This is a genomic window from Micromonospora sp. NBRC 110037 (genome assembly GCF_001652995.1).
Lineage (GTDB): Bacteria > Actinomycetota > Actinomycetes > Mycobacteriales > Micromonosporaceae > Micromonospora > Micromonospora chalcea.
The window spans coordinates 90,335-108,589 of record NZ_BBVA01000006.1; the positions used below are offsets into that span (position 1 = coordinate 90,335).

At 73.1% G+C, this 18,255-nt stretch carries 18 protein-coding genes; 6 read left to right on the top strand and 12 right to left on the bottom strand.

Features of this window, described 5'->3' with window-relative positions; genetic code table 11:
• Positions 1 to 24 precede the first annotated feature (24 nt).
• Positions 25 to 1,458, bottom strand: a complete 1,434-nt coding sequence (gene rox / locus A4R25_RS18845; protein ID WP_064447596.1) for a rifampin monooxygenase — start codon at positions 1,456 to 1,458, stop codon at positions 25 to 27.
• Positions 1,459 to 1,530: 72 nt separating this feature from the next.
• Positions 1,531 to 2,469 carry a helix-turn-helix domain-containing protein gene (locus A4R25_RS18850; RefSeq protein WP_064447597.1) on the bottom strand — a complete coding sequence of 313 codons (939 nt, stop codon included), beginning with the start codon at positions 2,467 to 2,469 and terminating at the stop codon, positions 1,531 to 1,533.
• Between the two features lie 94 nt (positions 2,470 to 2,563).
• Here A4R25_RS18850 and A4R25_RS18855 point away from each other — a divergent pair, with 94 nt between their 5' ends.
• Positions 2,564 to 3,571 (top strand): saccharopine dehydrogenase NADP-binding domain-containing protein, encoded by a 1,008-nt coding sequence (locus A4R25_RS18855; protein WP_064447598.1) that lies wholly within the window; start codon positions 2,564 to 2,566, stop codon positions 3,569 to 3,571.
• 55 nt (positions 3,572 to 3,626) lie between these two features.
• On the opposite strand, the gene A4R25_RS18860 is transcribed toward A4R25_RS18855, so the two are convergent.
• Positions 3,627 to 4,085, bottom strand: a complete 459-nt coding sequence (locus tag A4R25_RS18860) for a lamin tail domain-containing protein (RefSeq protein ID WP_064447599.1) — start codon at positions 4,083 to 4,085, stop codon at positions 3,627 to 3,629.
• A gap of 288 nt (positions 4,086 to 4,373) precedes the next feature.
• Between A4R25_RS18860 and A4R25_RS18865 the strand changes: the two genes are divergently transcribed.
• Entirely contained in the window at positions 4,374 to 6,464 is a 2,091-nt protein-coding gene (locus A4R25_RS18865) for a cellulase family glycosylhydrolase (RefSeq protein WP_064447600.1), read from the top strand.
• Positions 6,465 to 6,574: 110 nt separating this feature from the next.
• Complete coding sequence (locus A4R25_RS18870; protein ID WP_064447601.1) at positions 6,575 to 7,444, top strand: alpha/beta fold hydrolase; 870 nt, start codon at positions 6,575 to 6,577, stop codon at positions 7,442 to 7,444.
• A 6-nt stretch (positions 7,445 to 7,450) separates the two neighbouring features.
• Here A4R25_RS18870 and A4R25_RS18875 read toward each other — a convergent pair whose 3' ends face one another.
• Positions 7,451 to 7,915 (bottom strand): hypothetical protein, encoded by a 465-nt coding sequence (locus A4R25_RS18875; protein WP_064447602.1) that lies wholly within the window; start codon positions 7,913 to 7,915, stop codon positions 7,451 to 7,453.
• 103 nt (positions 7,916 to 8,018) lie between these two features.
• On the opposite strand from A4R25_RS18875, the gene A4R25_RS18880 reads away from it, so the two are divergent.
• Complete coding sequence (locus tag A4R25_RS18880) at positions 8,019 to 8,474, top strand: hypothetical protein (protein WP_157539121.1); 456 nt, start codon at positions 8,019 to 8,021, stop codon at positions 8,472 to 8,474.
• 225 nt (positions 8,475 to 8,699) lie between these two features.
• On the opposite strand, the gene A4R25_RS18885 is transcribed toward A4R25_RS18880, so the two are convergent.
• From A4R25_RS18885 to A4R25_RS18900, 4 genes are all read right to left on the bottom strand, one after another.
• Positions 8,700 to 8,891 (bottom strand): hypothetical protein, encoded by a 192-nt coding sequence (locus tag A4R25_RS18885; RefSeq protein WP_043326835.1) that lies wholly within the window; start codon positions 8,889 to 8,891, stop codon positions 8,700 to 8,702.
• A gap of 116 nt (positions 8,892 to 9,007) precedes the next feature.
• Complete coding sequence (locus tag A4R25_RS18890; RefSeq protein ID WP_064447604.1) at positions 9,008 to 9,727, bottom strand: hypothetical protein; 720 nt, start codon at positions 9,725 to 9,727, stop codon at positions 9,008 to 9,010.
• 128 nt (positions 9,728 to 9,855) lie between these two features.
• Positions 9,856 to 11,130, bottom strand: coding sequence for a hypothetical protein (locus A4R25_RS18895; RefSeq protein ID WP_231915582.1), 1,275 nt, complete (start codon positions 11,128 to 11,130; stop codon positions 9,856 to 9,858).
• Between the two features lie 75 nt (positions 11,131 to 11,205).
• Positions 11,206 to 11,862, bottom strand: coding sequence for a 4'-phosphopantetheinyl transferase (locus A4R25_RS18900; RefSeq protein WP_043326831.1), 657 nt, complete (start codon positions 11,860 to 11,862; stop codon positions 11,206 to 11,208).
• A 129-nt stretch (positions 11,863 to 11,991) separates the two neighbouring features.
• Between A4R25_RS18900 and A4R25_RS18905 the strand changes: the two genes are divergently transcribed.
• On the top strand, positions 11,992 to 12,261 hold the full coding sequence (locus tag A4R25_RS18905) for a hypothetical protein (RefSeq protein ID WP_043326829.1): 270 nt from the start codon (positions 11,992 to 11,994) through the stop codon (positions 12,259 to 12,261).
• Between the two features lie 51 nt (positions 12,262 to 12,312).
• Here the strand turns inward: A4R25_RS18905 and A4R25_RS18910 are convergent, their stop codons facing one another.
• The 3 genes from A4R25_RS18910 to A4R25_RS18920 form a co-directional block, all read right to left on the bottom strand.
• Positions 12,313 to 13,086 carry a hypothetical protein gene (locus tag A4R25_RS18910; protein ID WP_064447605.1) on the bottom strand — a complete coding sequence of 258 codons (774 nt, stop codon included), beginning with the start codon at positions 13,084 to 13,086 and terminating at the stop codon, positions 12,313 to 12,315.
• A gap of 2 nt (positions 13,087 to 13,088) precedes the next feature.
• Positions 13,089 to 14,384 carry a VWA domain-containing protein gene (locus A4R25_RS18915; protein ID WP_043326826.1) on the bottom strand — a complete coding sequence of 432 codons (1,296 nt, stop codon included), beginning with the start codon at positions 14,382 to 14,384 and terminating at the stop codon, positions 13,089 to 13,091.
• A 286-nt stretch (positions 14,385 to 14,670) separates the two neighbouring features.
• On the bottom strand, positions 14,671 to 16,350 hold the full coding sequence (locus A4R25_RS18920; RefSeq protein WP_064447606.1) for a dolichyl-phosphate-mannose--protein mannosyltransferase: 1,680 nt from the start codon (positions 16,348 to 16,350) through the stop codon (positions 14,671 to 14,673).
• Positions 16,351 to 16,442: 92 nt separating this feature from the next.
• Between A4R25_RS18920 and rsmI the strand changes: the two genes are divergently transcribed.
• Positions 16,443 to 17,282 carry a 16S rRNA (cytidine(1402)-2'-O)-methyltransferase gene (gene rsmI, locus A4R25_RS18925; protein ID WP_064447607.1) on the top strand — a complete coding sequence of 280 codons (840 nt, stop codon included), beginning with the start codon at positions 16,443 to 16,445 and terminating at the stop codon, positions 17,280 to 17,282.
• Between the two features lie 60 nt (positions 17,283 to 17,342).
• Here the strand turns inward: rsmI and A4R25_RS18930 are convergent, their stop codons facing one another.
• Positions 17,343 to 18,170 carry a hypothetical protein gene (locus A4R25_RS18930; RefSeq protein WP_205796080.1) on the bottom strand — a complete coding sequence of 276 codons (828 nt, stop codon included), beginning with the start codon at positions 18,168 to 18,170 and terminating at the stop codon, positions 17,343 to 17,345.
• Between the last annotated feature and the right edge of the window lie 85 nt (positions 18,171 to 18,255).

Below are 18,255 nucleotides of genomic sequence, written 5' to 3' on the forward strand. Positions count from 1 at the left end.
CATTGCCGAGTTCGTGTGCCGTCGCTACCCGCGAACCGTCCCGCCGCCGAACCACCTGGTCAGCGCGCCCTCCAACGTCCGCTGGTCGTCGCCCACCCAGACGACGTGACCGTCCGGCCGCAGCAGCGCCGCGGGCACGTCCAGCTCGTCGCCGGTGCCGGCGACGAGCCCGACCCGGTCGGCCCAGCCGTCCACCGACAGCTTCCCGGTCCCGTCCAGCAACAACCCGCCGCCGGTACGCATCAGCTCGTACAGGCGTCCCTGCGGCAGCGGTACGTCGCGCAGCCGCCGCCCGAGCAGGGGATGACCCTCGTCGACGTCGTACCTGATGCTGATCGCGGTGACCTTCTCGATCAGGTAGCGGTTGACCTCGTCGAAGTCCATGAGCTGCGTCAGCACCTGTCGTACCGCCTGCGGTCCGGGCTCGTTCGTGGTCAGCAGCATCTGCGCGCGCGTGTTCGTCAGCACGTCGGCGGCCACCGGGCGCCGCTCGGACTCGTAGGTGTCGAGCAGGTCGTCCGGCGCCCACCCGTTCACCTCCGCCGCCAGCTTCCAGCCCAGGTTGAACGCGTCCTGGATGCCGAGGTTGAGCCCCTGCCCGCCCAGCGGCGGGTGGACGTGCGCGGCGTCGCCGGCCAGGAACACCCGCCCGACCCGGTAGTGCTCGGCCAGGCGGGTCGCGTCGCCGAAGCGGGACAGCCAGCGGGGCGAGTGCACGCCGAAGTCGGTGCCCGCGTACGCGGTCAGTTGCCGTTTGAAGTCCTCCAGCGTCGGCGGTGCCGAGGTCACGTCGGCCGCCGGCACGACCACCCGGAACACGCCGGGCCTGCCGGACGGGCCGAGCCCGAACCGCTTCTCGGTGCGGCGCACCTCGGTCATGATCGCGGTGATCTCGTCCGGTGAGGCGGTCACCTCCATCTCGCCGAGCAGCGTGTCGACTGTCGACGGCTCGCCGGGGAATCCGACGCCGAGCAGCTTGCGGACGGTGCTGCGCCCGCCGTCGCAGCCGACGACGAACCGCGCCCGAAGCGGCGGCGCGCTCGCGGAGTCGAGGTGGACGGTCACGCCGCCTTCGTCCTGCTCCAGCCCGGTCACCGCACTGCCGCGCCGGATCTCGGCCCCGACCTCGGCCGCGTGGTCGGCGAGCAGCCGGTCGGTGAGCGTCTGCGGGATGCCGAGCACGTACGGGTGGGCGGTGTCCAGGTCGGCGGGGGCGGGCTTGTCGATGCCGGCAAAGAAGCCCCGGATCGGGTGCTTGCCGCCGTTGTCGAGGAACCGCTCCAGCAGCCCCCGCTGGTCCATCACCTCGATGCTGCGGACGTGCAGCCCGAGCGAGCGCACGTACGGCGGCGGTTCGGGGTCCCGCTCCAGCACGAGCACGCCGACGCCCTGGAGGCGCAACTCGCTCGCCAGCATCATGCCGGTCGGCCCGCCGCCGACCACGATCACGTCGAACACAGCTTCCCCCGTGCCGATTGTCAGGCGACCGTCCCCTCGGGCGGCACGAACCGACCATAGCCGTTGTGCCGGTCAGCCTCGGCGGAACGTCCGGCGGTAGGTGTCCGGCGGCACGCCAACTGTGCGGTGGAAGTGCCGGCGCAGCGTCGTCGCCGTACCCATGCCTGATGCCTCGGCGACGGCGTCGATGCTGTCGTCGGTGTTCTCCAGCAGTTCCTGCGCCCGCCGGATGCGCTGGGTGGCCAGCCACTGCGACGGTGTGGCGCCGGTCGCGGCGGTGAAGTGCCGGACCAGGTTGCGGGTGCTCATGTTCGCCTGGCGGGCCAGGTCGGCGACGGTGAGCGGGCGGTCCAGCCGCGCCATCGCCCATGGGAGCAGCGCGGCGAGCGGGTGGTCCTCGCGGGCCGGGACCGGGGTGGTGACGTACTGGGCCTGGCCGCCGGCGCGGTGCGGCGGCACGACCAGGCGGCGGGCGACCGCGTTGGCGACTGTGGAGCCGTGGTCGCGGCGGATCAGGTGCAGGCAGAGGTCGATGGCGGCGGCCTTGCCGGCGGAGGCGAGCACGGTGCCGTTGTCCACGTAGAGCACGTCCGGGTCGACCTGCACGCGCGGGTAGCGGGCGGCGAGCGCCTCGGTGTGCGCCCAGTGGGTGGTGGCGCGCAGCCCGTCGAGGATGCCGGCGGCGGCGAGCACGAACGCGCCGGTGCAGAGGGAAACCATCCGGGCGCCCGCGGCGTGGGCGGCGCGGACCGCGTCGACCAGGTCGGACGGCGGGTCGGCGTCGGTGTCCTCGATCGCCGGGACGATCACCGTGTCGGCGCGGGCCAGGTGGTCCAGCCCGTGGTCGGGCGTGACGGCGAACCGGCCGACGCCGATCGGGCCGGGGCCGCAGACCACCAGGTCGTACCAGGGGTCGGCCAGGCCGGTCGGGTCGCGGACGAAGATCTCGCAGGCCGCGGCCAACTCGAAGTGCAGCATCCCGTCGGTGGCGGCGAGCGCGATGGTGGCCATGTCCGAAACTGTACGGGCATTGGCGTTTGCGACACTGGCCCCGCCCCGGCCAGCCCGGCGAGGATCGTTCCAGTCGATCTTCTGAGGGGGCGTCATGCGGGTGGCGGTGTTCGGGGCGTACGGGCACACCGGGCGGTTCGTGGTGGCGGAGCTGCGTGAGCGGGGGTACGAGCCGCTGCCGCTCGGGCGCGACGCCGGGAAGCTGGCGGCCGCGTTCCCGGAGGGGGAGCACCGGGTGGCGTCGGTGGACGATCCGGCCTCGCTGGACCGGGCGCTGGCCGGGGTAGCGGTGGTGGTCAACTGCGCCGGACCGTTCGCCTCGACCGCCGGGCCGCTGATCGAGGCCGCGTTGCGGGCCGGGATCCCCTACGTCGACGTGGCGGCCGAGATCGAGGCCAACCGGGACACGTTCGCGCACCACGCCGAGCGTGCCGAGGCGGCCGGCGTCGCTGTGGTGCCCGCCATGGCGTTCTTCGGCGGACTCGGTGACCTGCTGGTCACCGCCGCGATGCGGGACTGGACGGTGGCCGACGAGGCGCACGTCGCGTACGGGCTGAGCAGCTGGCACCCGACGGCCGGGACGGTCGCCTCCGGCGTCGTGTCGCGCGAGCGCCGCGACGGCCGGCGGGTCCGCTTCACCGGCGGGCGACTGGTGTACGCCGACGGCGACCTGCCCCGGCTGGACTGGGAGTTCCCGGCGCCGCTGGGGGTGCGGCCGGTGCTCGGCGAGTTCACCATGGCCGACGTGGTGACCGTGCCGAGTCACCTGGACATCCCGGAGGTGTGCACGTACATGACCGCTGACGCGGCCCGCGACCTGGCGGCGGGGGACGCTCCGGCCGCTGTGGACGAGCGGGGCCGGTCCGCGCAGACGTTCATCGTCGACGTGGTCGTGCGTGTCGGTGACGTCCGGCGGCGGGTGGTAGCCCACGGGCGGGACATCTACGCGATCAGCGCGCCGCTCGCGGTCGAGGCGGTGCACCGTTTGCTCACCGGGCGTACCCGGGTCAAGGGTGTCGCCTCGGCCGGCCGGATCTTCGACGCGCCGGACTTCCTGCGCGCGCTGTCGGACCACCTCACCGTGCGGTCGCTCGCGGCGTGACGGACGGAGACGGCCGGCCCCCCGGATCGGGTGGGCCGGCCGTCTCGCGGCGTGGTCAGCAGCTGGTGTAGCCGCGGCCGCCCTTGCCCCAGCTGCAGCTGTCGACCAGGCTGCCGGAGGGGTTGCGCAGGTAGGCGGTGTCGCCGTCGTTGTTCCAGACGTACGCGGCGCTGCCCCAGTAGCGGTGGGTGCCCTTGTTGGTGCCCTTGCCGGTGTGGATGACGATGCTGTTCCCGGCGGCCACCTTGAAGTCGCCGGTGAACGAGTAGACGTGGCCGGCCTTGTCGCGCACGTAGTAGCCCTTGAGGTTCTGGACCGTCTTGCGCTTGTTGGTCAGCTGGACGTACTCGGCGTTCAGGCTCGCGTTCGAGCGGGTGTCCTTGCCGGGGGAGTCGTAGTACACCTTGGTGATCATGAAAGGCGGCGTGGCGGCCTGGGCCGGAGCGGCGGCGGCGAAAGTGCCGGCGAGGGCGATGGTGATCGCCGACGCGATGCCGAGAAGCCTTCTGCGCACGATGTCCCCTTGAGGTCAGAGCGGTGTTGGAGGGCGAGAGCGTAGCGAGGATTCCCAGCCGAATTTGTTCCCGCGAGGCGTGTCCGCCCGCCTTCGGTCCGGCCGTCGGATCGATGTGTCCGGTCGTCGAACCGGCCCGGTCGGTGGGGTGAGGGTGGGACGCCGGAACGGCTATGCATTCACATGTGCCGATTGACAATGTTTGGAATCCAAACTTATTCTCGCGCTGGGCGGGTGCGCGCCCCGCCTTCCCCGTCCACGCGCCCACCCCACCACGAAGGAACCACCATGTTCCGCTCTTTCCGTACCGCCCGATTGCGGGTCGGCCTGGTCGCGGCGACCGCCGCCACACTCGTGGCCGGCACCGCACTGCTGGCGACGAACGCCCAGGCGGCGGCCGGCTGCCGCGTCACCTACACGACCGCCAGCCAGTGGCCCGGCGGCTTCACCGCGAACGTCGACGTGACGAACCTGGGTGACCCGGTCAACGGCTGGAACCTGCGCTGGACGTTCCCGTCCGGCCAGCGGGTCACCCAGGCGTGGAGCGCCACGGTCACCTCCTCCGGCGCCGACGTCACCGCCACGAACGTCGGTTACAACGGCGCGATCGCCACGAACGGCACCGTCTCGTTCGGCTTCAACGGCTCCTGGACCGGCGCGAACACCGCGCCCACCGGGTTCACGCTCAACGGCGTGGCCTGCACCGGCGGCGTCGGCGGAACCACCCCGCCCCCGCCGACCACCCCGCCGCCCACCACGCCACCGCCCACGACCCCGCCGCCGGCGGGCAACGCGATGGCCGCCGTCGCCGCCATGCAACCCGGCTGGAACCTCGGCAACTCCTTCGACGCGGTCGGCGCGGACGAGACCGCCTGGGGCAACCCGCGGGTCACCGAGGCGCTGCTGGACAACGTCCGGGCGCAGGGCTTCAACAGCATCCGCATCCCGGTGACCTGGAGCAACCACCACGGCGCCGCGCCGAACTACACGATCGACTCCGCCTGGCTCAACCGCGTACGCGAGGTGGTCGGCTGGGCGCTCGCCGACGGCTTCTACGTGGTGCTCAACATCCACCACGACTCGTGGCAGTGGATCAACACGATGCCCACCGACCGCACAGGCGTGCTGAACCGCTACAACGCGCTCTGGACCCAGATCGCCGCCGCGTTCAAGGACTCCTCGCCGAAGCTGACCTTCGAGAGCGTCAACGAGCCGCAGTTCACCGGCAGCTCCGGCGACGCGCAGAACGCCACGCTGCTCAACGAGCTGAACACGTCGTTCCACCGCATCGTCCGCCAGTCCGGCGGGAACAACGCCACCCGGTTGCTCGTCCTGCCGACCCTGCACACCTCCGCCGAGCAGGCCCGGGTGGACGAGCTGGTCAGCACGTTCAACACGCTCAACGACCCGAACCTGATCGCCACCGTGCACTTCTACGGGTACTGGCCGTTCAGCGTGAACGTCGCCGGCGGAACCAAGTTCGACGCGACGGTCCAGCAGGACCTGACCGACCAGTTCGACCGCGTCTACAACGCCTTCGTCACCCGCAACATCCCGGTGATCATCGGCGAGTACGGGCTGCTCGGCTTCGACCGGCACACCGGCACCATCGAGCAGGGCGAGAAGCTGAAGTTCTTCGAGTTCCTCGGCCACTACGCGCGCAGCCGCAAGCTGACCACCCAGCTCTGGGACAACGGCCAGCACTTCGACCGCACGTCGTTCGTGTGGAAGGACCCCGAGCTGTTCGCGCAGATCAAGTCGAGCTGGACCACCCGCTCCGGCACCGCGTCCAGCGACCAGGTGTACGTGCCGCGCACCGGCACGATCACCGCCAAGAGCCTGACGCTCAACCTGAACGGCACCACGTTCCAGGGGCTGCGCCAGGGCACCACCGACCTGGTCAACGGCACCGACTACACGGTCTCCGGCAGCACGCTGACGCTCACCGCGTCGGCGCTCACCCGGCTGGTCGGCTCCCGCGCGTACGGCGTGAACGCCAACCTCCAGGCCCGCTTCTCCGCGGGCGTGCCGTGGCGGATCAGCATCATCACGTACGACCCGCCGGTGCTCTCCAACGCGACCGGCACCACCGCCGCGTTCACGCTCCCGGCGCAGTTCCGCGGCGACCAGCTCGCCACCATGGAGGCCCAGTACGCGGACGGCAGCAACGCCGGCCCGCACAACTGGACCTCGTACAAGGAGTTCGACGTGACGTTCGCGCCGAACTACACCGGCAACACGATCGCGCTGAAGCCGGAGTTCTTCGCCGAGGTCAACGACGGTCAGCGGGTCACCCTGACGTTCCACTTCTGGAGCGGCACGAAGCTGACCTACTACGTGACGAAGTCCGGCAGCACCGTCACCGGCACGGTGAGCTGACGGCGACGGCACGGCTCGCGGCGGTGGGCGTCGACACCGCCGCGAGCCGGTCCCGGCGGAGTTCCCCGCCGGACCGATGAGTTCCCGGGCCGGCGACGGTCGACAGAGGCATGAACACGCTTACTCTGCAGACGCCCGAGGTCGACCTCGTCTACGACATTCGCACGCCGAGCGCCGCCGACGCCGGACACCGCCCGCTGTTCATGATCGGCCAGCCCATGTGCGCCGACGGCTTCGCCACGCTGGCCTCGTACTTCCCGGACCGGACCGTCGTCACGTACGACCCGCGCGGGCTCGGGCGCAGCGTCCGCAAGGACGGCCGCGGCGACGACGTGCCCGAGGTCCAGGCCCGGGACGTACGCGACATCATCGACGCCCTCGGCACGGGACCGGTGGACATGTTCGCCAGCAGCGGCGGCGCGGTGACCGCGCTCGCCCTGGTGGCCGCGTACCCGGACGCGGTGGCCACGCTCGTGGCGCACGAGCCGCCGCTGGTGCAGGTGCTTCCCGACGCCGAGGCCGCCCGGCGGGCCATGGCCGCCTGCCAGGAGGCGTACCAGAAGAGCGGCTGGGGCGCGGGTATGGCGGCGTTCATCGCCATGACGTCGTGGCGGGGCGAGTTCACCGACGAGTACTTCGCCCAGCCGCTGCCCGACCCCGCCGCGTTCGGCATGCCGACCGAGGACGACGGCAGCCGGGACGACCCGCTGCTCTCCGACCGCGCCGCGGCGGTCACCCGCTTCCGGCCGGACGTGGACGCGCTGCGCGCGGCGCGTACCCGGGTCGTCGTCGCGGTGGGCGAGGAGTCGGCGGACACCTTCACCGGACGCACGTCGGTGGCCGCGGCCGAGCTGCTCGGCGGCAAGGCCGCGGTCTTTCCCAGCCACCACGGCGGATTCCTGGGTGAGGAGATGGGCCACGCCGGGCAGCCGGAGGCGTTCGCGCGCCGGCTGCGGGAGATCCTCGACGGCGCCGCCTGACCGGACTCAGGCGCGGCGCACGTCGGTGACCATGACCGGGTAGGGGCCGGCCGGCATGTCGGCGCCCGCCTGGTCGGCCGGCACCACGTTCTCCATCCGCAGCCGCAGGGTGGCCGGGTCGGCGGTGTCCACGGTGATCCGCCACTCCCATCCGTCGCCGTACCCGGCGCTCAGCTCGACCGCCGCCGCGCCGCCTGCCGTGCCGGTCAGCGTCATCGGCGTCGGCTGCTGGTGCCACGAGTCGCCCCACCAGGCGACGAGCGAGCCCGGCTGCTCGCCGGCGGCGATCACCAGCAGACCGTCCTGCGGCCCGTCGCCCGGATGGGCCCACGAGTACGAAACGGTGGTCAGGTGGCCACCGGCGGCGGTCGCGACAATGGCGGTGGCCGGCGACTCGGCGAGCGGATCGGCGGGCATCAGACGGAAACCGCTGGTGCCGGCCCAGGACCCGGTGGCGTCAGTGAGAACCATCGCCCCAGGATAGGAACCACCCCCGACACCGCCCGCCGATGCGGATCACGCGGCGCGCCACCGGGCCCGGTCCTCGCCGGCCTTGCGCGTGCACCGCATCAGCGTGCCCTTGGCGGTACGGCCGGTCGCGCCGACCGGCGAGCAGAAAGCGCCAGGATGGACGGCGCCCTGGACGGTGCCGGTGGACGGCTTGGTGGTCCGGGGCGCGCTCGTGGTCCGCTTCGGTGTCGGCTTGGGCGTGGTCCGCTTCGGCTTCGGCCGGGGCGCCGGACGCGCGGTCGCGGTCTGCGGCGACGGCTCGGCGGCCCGCGTCGTCGGCGGAGCGGGCGGCGAGTCGGTCGGTGCGGCGACGTTCGAGGGCGAGCCGGACGAGTGGGCGGCAGGGGGCAGATCGGCGCTGCGCGCGGTCGCGGTCGAGGCGGCGCTGATCGACGCGGGCTTCTCGTCAGTCGCGCCGCCGACGGCGGCGATCCCGCCGCCGCAGCAGCACAGCACCAGCACGCCGCCGGACACGAGCACGGCTTTCGTGCCGCCGGAAAGCCGGCGCCACCAGGACTGATTCGATATCGGCCATGATCTCTGCGGTGATGGCTTGGTCACGCAACTCAGTCTGCTTGCGTCATCAATTATTGCGATTGGTCAACTGGCGCGTTTCGCATCGACGCTCGGCGACCCGTGCCGCCGATCCGTCGAGACACACAAGCCGATCATCGTGGATGACCGGACGCCGAGAGATCTTGGAAGATTTCGGCCCCTATGGCAGCCGTTTGCTTCCAAGATCTGGCTAGGCGGTGAAGTTGTCGTCGGCGTCGCGGGCGTCCTCCTGGATGTGCTCGCCGGGGCGCTTGCCGCGGATCTCGTCCAGTTCCCGCACCCGGTCGGCCTCGGCGTGTTCGTCCTGGTTCAGGTCACCCAGACGGGCCCGGGCCGGACCGGCCAGGTTCTCCAGGTCGTTGTTCGCCCGTTCGACGCTCATGCCGCCTCCCCGGATCGTCGCGTGGCGGCCCTCGCCGCCTGCCACGTCGCGTCCCCGCTGACCCGCACGGCAAACCGCCGCCACCGGATCGGCGTCAGCCCGCATCCGGCCGGCGGTCATGCGGTCGGCAGGGCCGGGATCATGTCCTCGGCGTGCCGCAGCGTGTCGGCCAGCCGGACGCGCGACTCGTCGTCCAGTGGGACCGACCGGGCCTGCCGTACCCGTTCCCGGACGGCCTCCGGCTCCCCGAGTTGCAGCGCCATCTCGGCCCGGTAGACCAGCGCCTCCACCAGGACGGCGGGTTCGTCGGCCGCGTCGGGCCGGGCCAGCGCGCCGTCGAGAATGCGCGCGGCCTGAGCGGGATTACCGCGCGAGTCGCCCTGCACCACGGCGTTGCCGAGCGTACGGGCGAGCCCGCCCCGGTCGTCGTCGGCGTCCGGCGTCGAGGCCCGGGCCACGAACCGGATCCAGTTGCCGCCCGGATCGACGATGCTGAACCCGGAATGCCCGTCCTGGTTGCGGCGGGGCCGGGGCCGGGTCATCCGGGGTACACCGGCGACCAGCACCTTGCCGTACGTGGCGCGCATGCCGTCGGCGAAGGCGCGGTGCAGGACGGTCAGGTCGTCGACCACCACCAGGCAGGAGCCGTACGAGTCGGCGGGGTCGAACCCGGGCATCCCGAAGAAGTGCAGGTTGAGGTCCTCCCGGCGCAGGGCCAGGTACGGGTTGGGGCGCTCCTGCCGGTGCGTCACCTCGAAGCCGAGCGCCTGGTAGAAGGGCGCCACGTCGTCAAGTGAGCGGCAGGGCAGCAGCGGGATGGTCGTCTCGTTCGCCATGCTCCGAGCCTGGCCACCGGGAGCGCCCACGCGCACATGGAAAGGCCCGAACGGCCGACGGGCATTGTCCGAACGGGCACCGGGGCCGGTCCGAGACGGACCGGCCCCGGTGCGGGGTCAGGCGCGGGTCAGGGCTTCCAGGACCCGGCGGTACGGAAGCGGTGCTTGTACTCGACGACGCCGTTCTGGTCCTTGACGTCGAAGATGAGCTGACCGCTGCGCTTGGAGCCGGCGGGCAGGTTGTTGCCCGAGGTCATCAGCTTGCCGCACCCCGAGAAGGCGCCACCGATGCCGTTCTCCTCGGTGCCGTCCTCGGCCACCCAGGAGAAGTAGAACGGGTTGATCGAACCGGTGCCCTTGGTGATCTCGGCGGTCACATCGGCGATCAGGAACATGCCCTTCTTCGGGCCGGGCATGATCTCGTTGCAGGCGGAGTTCCGGGTCCGGAAGTTGCCGACGGTGATCTCGATGGTGCCGTCGGTGTCGTTGACGATCAGCTTGTCGCCGGCCGGCATGTTGAAGGTCTTGTCGTCGGTGGTGCCCGGCTGCGGCGTGCCGGTGGGGCCGCCGGTCGGGGTCTGCTCGTCCGGGACGCCGTAGGTGACGCCCGGCGTGGGCAGCGAGTCAACCGCCTCCTGGGCCTTGTTCACGCCGCTGTAGACGGCGAAGATGCCGCCACCGCAGCAGAGCAGCAGCAGGAGCGCCGCGACGATGCCGATCGTGATCCAGACGTTCTTGTTCGACTTCTTGGCCGGCGGTCCGAACGGCGCTCCCGGCTGATACGGCGCGCCTGCGGGCGGGTACGGCTGCCCACCGCCCGGCGGCGGGTAGCCCCCCGGCTGCTGATACGCCGCGCCCGGCTGCTGGTACTCACTGCCCGGGGGCGGGTACGCGGCGCCCGGCTGCTGGTACTCGCCTCCCGGCTGCTGATACGCCGCGCCCGGCTGCTGGTACTCACCGCCCGGGGGCTGATACGCCGCGCCCGGGGGCTGATACGCCGCGCCCGGGGGCTGATACGCCGCGCCCGGGGGCTGATACTCACTGCCGGGCGGCGGGTACGGCGCGCCCGAGGTCGGCGGCGCCGGCGGGAACGCCTGGGTGGGAGCGGGCGGCGGGTACTGCTCACCCGGCCCCGGCTGCGGCGGGTACGGCGCCCCGGAGGCCGGCGGATACGGTGCTCCCGACACCGGCGGCTGCGGCGGCCCCGACACCGGCGGCTGCGGCGTGCCCGGAGGCGGCGGGTAGGGCGCGCCCGAGATCGGGGCCGTCGGCGCGTCCGGGGCGGGCGGCGGCTCGTAGGGGTCGCTCGGCGGCATCGGCGCGGTGGGGAACGCCTGCGTCGGCGGTTCCGGCGGCTGCTGGTTCGGGTCCGGTGACCCGGACGGAGGCTGAGGGTGGCTCACCGTACTCCTTGGGGCGCCTTCGGGATTTCAGTCGGAACGACGGTACAAGCCGGGGTCAACCCGGCCGACAGGGCGTCATCGATGTGGCAGGACGGCGGCGGTGCGGACCAGATCGTCGTCCACCGCGAACCGTCCGGTCACGCGCGACGGCGGGTCGGCCACCGGAGCGGCGGCGAGCCGGGCCGGCTCGATCTCGGCGTGGAACGTGCCCGCCTGCGGGTCGAGCGTGACGCGCGCGTCGGCGAAGCCCAGCCAGGTCCCGACGAGCGGGTGCCAGACCTTGTAGACGGTCTCCTTGGCGCTGAACAACACGGTCGGCCAGGGCATCCCGGCCGGCAGCCGGGCCAGGTCCGCCTCCTCGTCGGGGCGGCACACCTTCCGCCGTACCCCGGGGGAGAGCGGGCGGTGCCGCTCGGCGTCGATGCCGACGGCGCGCACGTCGGCGGCGCGGGCGGCAGCGGCCGCGCAGTAGTCCCGGGTGTGGGTGATCGCGCCGACCACGCCGGGCGGCCAGACCGGGGCCCGGTCCGCGCCGGCCGGCACCGGCGTGCCGGTCAGGCCGAGCGTGGCGAGTGCCCGGCGGGCGCAGACCCGGCCGGCGGTGAAGTCGCGGCGGCGGTGGAGCACCGCGCGCTCGCCCAGGGCGGCTCGTTCGGCCGGGAGCAGCTCGCCGGACCAGTCGGCCGGGCCGGCCACCGACACGGCGACCACGGCCGGCAGCAGATCACGCACGTGCGACGGATGACGGAGGCACGCGGTGAACGTACCGTAACGCTGGGGCGTGCGGTGGCGCTGAAGGTGTGTTGCGGGGAGGCAACCGGCCCATCACGACCACGATTCCGAACAGGGAAGGAGCGGCGGATGACGCGTGGCGCGGAGGCACCGGGGAGGCGGGACGGCGAGCACGTGCCGGTGACCCCCGACTGGACCTGCGGCTCGTGCGGTGACGAATGGCCCTGCGCCACGAAACGTCACCACCTGCTGAGCGAGTACCAGGTGGATCGGGCGTCGTTGAGCGTCTATCTCGGCTCCTGCCTGGCCGCGGCCACGCAGGATCTGCGCTCCGTGCCGGTCACCGCGCTCCAGGACCGGTTCATCGGCTGGGTGCCGCGCGGCTCGAGGACGATCTGAGCTCCCGGTGGCCGTCGTGTCGGGTTCACGACGGCCACCGGGAGTGGTCCTTCAGCCGCGGCGGGGCCGCCGGGTGAGCGCGAAGCCCACCACGCCGGCCACGGCGGCGAGCACGCCGCCCACGCCGGTCCACACCCAGCGCGAGCCCGCGTCGGGGAGCCAGCCGGTCAGGTCGGTCTCCTCCTCGGCCACCGGCTCGGGGGTCGGCTCGGCGGCCAGCACCGTGCCGGCCCTGGTGTTCGGCACCAGCGGCGCGGCCAGCTCGCCGTCGTCGCCGGACGCGCCGACCTCGTCGGTGGCGCCGACGAGCATCTCCACCTCGACCGGCAGGCCGAGGTCGGGCTCGGGCAGGTCGGTGACGGAGAGCCGGACGTAGTAGGTGCCGGGCAGCGGGTCGCCCGACCACGGCTCGGCCCACGGCCGTACCCGGCGCAGCGTGCAGCCGAGCGCCACGCTCGTGGCCGCCGCGTCCGCTGTCGGCGTCTGTGCGCCGGCCGTGCACGCCTGCCGGCGGCGCAGCCCGTCGAAGACGTCGACGGTCCAGGTGGACGCGCCGGTGCGTCGCTTCGGGAACGTGACGGTGGCGGTGATCTCGTGCACCTGCCCGGCGTCGGCCCGGAACGACCAGTACAGGTGGTCGCCGGTCGACGCGCCCACCTGCACCGGCTGCCCGGCGGTGACGGTGGTGGCGGTGAGGAACGAGGTGCCGGCCTTGGTCACAGTGGTCGCGCCCGGTGACGGACTGGGCGCGGCCAGGGCCGCCGCCGGGGTGAGCGCGAGACCGACGGCGGTGGTCGCCGCCGCGGCGCGGATCAGCGTACGCATGCTCAGTTCACCCTCCACGTGTGCACCCACCAGCGGGTGAGCAGTCCGGCGACCAGCCCGGTGAGCAGTCCGGCCAGCGTGAGCAGGAGCAGCAGCACCCAGCCGCGGCCGAGGTCCGGCCCGTCCGGGGCGGGGGAGGCGGCGACCACGTCGACCGTGAGCTCCACCGGCATACCCGGCTGGGTCTGCGTGCCGGGCTTGGCCGCGAAGGAGTTGCTGACCACCAGGCAGACGGTTCGCACGGCCTGCTCCGCGCCGGGGCTCGGCTCCGGGCTCGGGCCGTCGTCGTCCTCCTCCTCGGCGGCCGACCAGCGCAGTCCGGCGGAGACCACGTCGGTGCGCCCGCTTCCGGCGTCGACGCCGCGGACCAGTTCCCGCCCGTCCGGCGCGGTGGCGCGCAGCAGCACGCCGTAGTCCGGGTTGACCGGCCGGTCCAGCGCGACGCTCACCGAGGCGCGCAGCTCCTGGCCGGGCCGCACCGGCACCCGGTACCAGCGGTGCTCGGAGAACGCCTCCCGGTCGCTGTAGACGCCGGGGGCGAGCAGCGGCGCGCCCTGGCACGCCGCGCCGCCGCCGACCACCGCCGGGGTGGCCGTGTACGTGTCCCGGGCCCGGTCGACGAGCTGCTTGATCCGGCCGGTCAGCTCGTCGGCGCTCTGCGCCGCCGTGTAGGTGCCGCCGGTCGCGCCGGCGATGCAGAGCAACTGCTTGCGTACCTTCTCGTCCGGGGCGAGGCCGAGCGTGTCCACGACGAGCCGGGTGCCCTGGGCGGCCAGCTCGCGCGCCACCTCGCACGGGTCGGGCGGGGCGCAGGTGTCCTCACCGTCGGTGATCAGCACGATCCGGCGGGCGGTGCTGCCGGTGCCCAGGTCCTGCGCGGCGGAGCGCAGCGCCAGCCCGACCGGTGTGAAACCGGTCGGTCGCAGCCCGGCGACGGCGGCCTTGGCCTGGGTACGGTCCACCGGGCCGACCGGCACGATCTGCTGGGTGTCCAGGCAGCCCTGCTTCTTGTCCTTGCCCTGGTAGGTGGCGCCGAGCACCCGGATGCCGAGCTGTGTCTCGTCCGGCAGGGCGTCGACCACCTCGTTGAACGCCTGCTGCGCGACGGAGATCCGGCTGCGCCCGTCGATGTCCCGGGCCCGCATCGAGCCACTGACGTCGAGGACCAGCTCCACCTTGGGTGGCTCGGCGACGGGCTCGGAGGTCTCGTCGTCGGCCCCGGCGGGGCTCGGTCCGATCAGCGCGGCGGCCGTCAGCAGTCCGAAGAGGACAATCGTCGATCGTCTCTTGTTGATCACCGGGCGAAGTGTAGTGAGATCCACTTTGGAAGATCATCCGGGTCCGGCGTCCCTCCGCTCCTGCCTGGCGCCGGAGATCGAACCCGTTATGTTCCCGCAGGATGACCCACTGTTAGATGCCGGAGGTGAACCTTTCGGCAGTGGCGTGCCCGTCGCAAATCTGACCGGCCCGCACCCGTTGTGCCCGTGCCGGAGTGTGGTTAAGCTCTGTCTTGCGCGCCCCAATCGCCCGCTTCCCCCGTGGCAGGCGATCGGGGCGCGCTTCTTTGTGCCGGCGCCCGCGCCTCTAGATCCAGCGGCCGTCCAGCCACATCCGCGCCGACCACTCCGCGTACGGCAGCACCCGGCCCACGAAGATCGGGTAGAAGTACGCGAAACAGAGCGCCACCAGCAACACGTAGGCGCCCGCGATGATCCCGCCCACCATCCGCCGATCCCGCAGCTGCTGCGGATCGGGCGGCGCGGCCGTAGCGGTCGTCGCGGTTACCGGCGCCGGAGTGGTGATCGCGCCGAGCACATAGACCACCGCCAGCACCAGGAACGGCACCGCGGGCGCGGCGTAGAAGGAGAACATCGTCCGGCCGTCGAGCGCGAACCAGAACCACGGCAGCAGGCCGGCGGCGATGCTGAGCAGGATCGCGCCCGCCCGCCAGTCCCGCCGGGCCAGGCCGAGCCAGGCGGTCGCGGCGATCGCCGGCAGGAACGACCACCACAGCAGCGGCGTGCCCAGCAGCAGCACCTCCGACGCGCAGCTCGGCGCGCCACAACTGCCGTCCCCGGACCAGTGGAACGCCACCGGGCGGCCGAGCAGCAGCCACTGCCACGGCCAGGACTGGTACTTGTGCGGGTCGTCGAGCTGGGTGTGGAAGCCGTACGAGGCCTTGTGGTATTCCCACAGGTTGTTCAGCGCCCCGATGAACGGGGTGTCGCTCAGCTCCGGGTTGTTCGGGTAGCGCTCGGCCAGGCGGTAGTAGCCCTCGTCGCTGAGCAGCCAGCCCGACCAGGTCGCGACGTAGGTGACCACCATCAGCACGCCGGCCGCGAGCAGCCAGGGCAGCTCGTCCAGCACCGCGTCACGCCACGGACGGCGAACCCCGGCCGAACGGCGGACGCCCACCTCCCAGAACAGCACCAGCAGCGCGAACGCCGGCACGAAGTAGATCGCGCTCCACTTGACCGAGCAGGCACAGCCGAGCAGCACCCCGGCCGCCAGCCGCCACCACGGCCAGTTCCGCCAACCGGACGGAGGCCGCCCGGCCCGCCCCGGCCGGGTCGGGTCGAGCCCGGCCTCCAGGGCCCGCGTCCAGCGCCGTCGCCGGGCGTCCCGGTCGAGCACCAGCGCGCCGAACGCGGCCAGCACGAACAGCAGCAGGAAGATGTCGAGGATGGCCGTGCGGGACAGCACCAGGTGGAACCCGTCGAGCGCGAGCAGCAGGCCCGCCGCGCAGCCCAGCACCGTGGACCGGAACATCCGCCGGCCGATGCGGACCAGCAGCAGCACCGACAGTGTGCCGGCCACCGCCGCGCCGAACCGCCAGCCGAACTCCGGCGACGTCGTGATCAGGTGGCCCGGCACCGAGACGCCGCTGTCCGCGTCCTGGTAGCCGAAGGCCCACTCGCCGATCCCGATCATCCACTTGCCCAGCGGTGGATGCACCACGTACGAGGGGCCGTTGTCCTTGTAGTTCCACTCGACGCCGCGGTCGATCAGCCCGTACGCGTCCTTGGCGTAGTAGGTCTCGTCGAAGACCTTGCCGGGCGGGAAACTGAGCCCCACGAAGCGCAGGATCGCCGCGATCGCCACCACCACGGCTGTGGCCAGCCACGCCTGCCCCCGACCGATGCGGTCGTCGACGGTGGCGAGCCGGCGCCGCACGGCGGCGGGCAGCCCGCCCCCGTTGCCGTCGCCGCGCTCGGCGGTGGAAGGGTCCGGGTTCGCGCTCTGTGCTGTCGACGCACTCGTCACCCGGCGATCGTAGGCTGCGAGGGTGCCCGGTGGCGTCCATCGTCTCCGAAATTGGTACGACCATCGATGAGGGAGCACGCGCCGTGGGGGAAATGTCCGAGGTCGGACGGCTGGTGTTGCTCGGCGCGCCGCTGGGCAACCCGGCCGACGCGTCCGCCCGGTTCCGGGAGGTGCTGGCCGTCGCCGACGTGGTCGCCGCCGAGGACACCCGGCGGCTCACCCGGCTCGCCCGCGACCTCGACGTGACGGTGCCCGGCCGGATCGTCTCCTACTTCGAGGGCAACGAGGAGCGGCGCACCCCGGAGCTGGCCGAGGTGCTCGTCGCCGGCTACACGGTCGCGCTGGTCACCGACGGTGGCATGCCGAGCGTCTCCGACCCCGGATACCGGCTGGTCCGGGCCGCCCTGGACGCGGGCGTGCCGGTCACCGCCGCGCCCGGGCCGAGCGCCGTCACCACCGCGCTGGCGCTGTCCGGGCTGCCCTGCGACAGGTTCTGCTTCGAGGGCTTCCTGCCCCGTACCCCCGGCGCCCGCCGCTCCCGCCTGCGGGCGCTCGCCGCCGAGGACCGCACGCTGGTGTTCTTCGAGGCGCCGCACCGCATCGCCGGCGCGCTGGCCGACCTGGCCGAGGCGTTCGGCGCCGACCGGCCCGCCGCGCTCTGCCGCGAGCTGACCAAGACGTACGAGGAGGTGGTCCGCCGTCCGCTCGGCGAGCTGGCCGAGTGGGCCGCCGACGGCGATCCCCGGGGTGAGATCACGCTCGTCGTGGCGGGCGCGCCGGCCACGCCTGCGGTCCGGCCCGACGACGACACGCTGCGCGCCGCGGTGGCCGAGCGCGAGGCGGCCGGGCTGTCCCGGCGCGACGCGATCACCGAGGTCGCCACCGCGTACGGGCTGCGACGGCGCGAGGTGTACGCGGTGGTGCACAGCTGAAAGGAAGGGCCCCTTCTTAACGCCTGCGGTAGAGGAAGGGCCCCCTTTTAACACCTCACCTCACCAGGCGGCGGCCAGGAACCCGACGGTGATCAGCGCCGGCCCGGCCAGCGCCAGGCCGACCGCCCAGCGCCGCTGCCGCTCGTCCGCGAGCCGGGTCGCGCCGGTCCACCGGGCGATCCCGGCGGCGCACCCGGCCACCAGCGCCAGCCCGAGCAGCCAGCGCAGGTGCTGTCCGGGGCCGGTGTCCGCGTAGGCGGTCGATCCGTCCGGCCCGGTCATCCGGGCCGGCAGCAGGGTGCCGGTGGCGGTCCGCCCGGCCGGTACGCCACTGACCCGTACACCGTGGGCCTGGAACCGGTCGCCGTCGGCCAGGAAGATCCCCCGGCAACGCTGGGTGAGCCCGCCGCCCGCGCACTCGGTGATCATCACGGTGCCGCCTGTCGAATGCCCCGCGGCCAGCCAGAACGGCCCCGCGCTCACCCAGGCGAAGAACGCGGCGAGCAGGCTCAACGCCAGCAGCACGGCGAGGCCGACGGGCGGGGTCGGCGGGAGGACCGGGCGGGCCGGCGCCCGCCGGCCCGGTGGCCGGGCGGGGAGCGGGTGCGGCTCGTCGCGCAGCGGCGTGCCGTCCCAGTGCACCTCCTCGATCGGCGCCCAGCCGCCCGCCTGCGCGGCCCTACGCTGCCAGCGGGGCTGCCGCACCGGCACCCGGCTCGGCACCGCGTCCACCGGCGCGCCGGTGGTCGGCTCCACCTCGACCGGCGGGTCCGCCGGGTCGAGCCGGGGCTGCGGCGCGACGGGCGCGCCCGCCGGGGCGGGTCGCGCCCGCCGGGTGGTGGCCGCCGACGGCTCCGGCGCCGCTGGTCTGTTGGTCACGATGTTCATTTCACACCGGTACGCCCGGCTTGCGGTGAAGCTCACGCCGCGTGTCGGCGACAAATCGGACGTACGGCCGGCGCCTGCCGCCCAT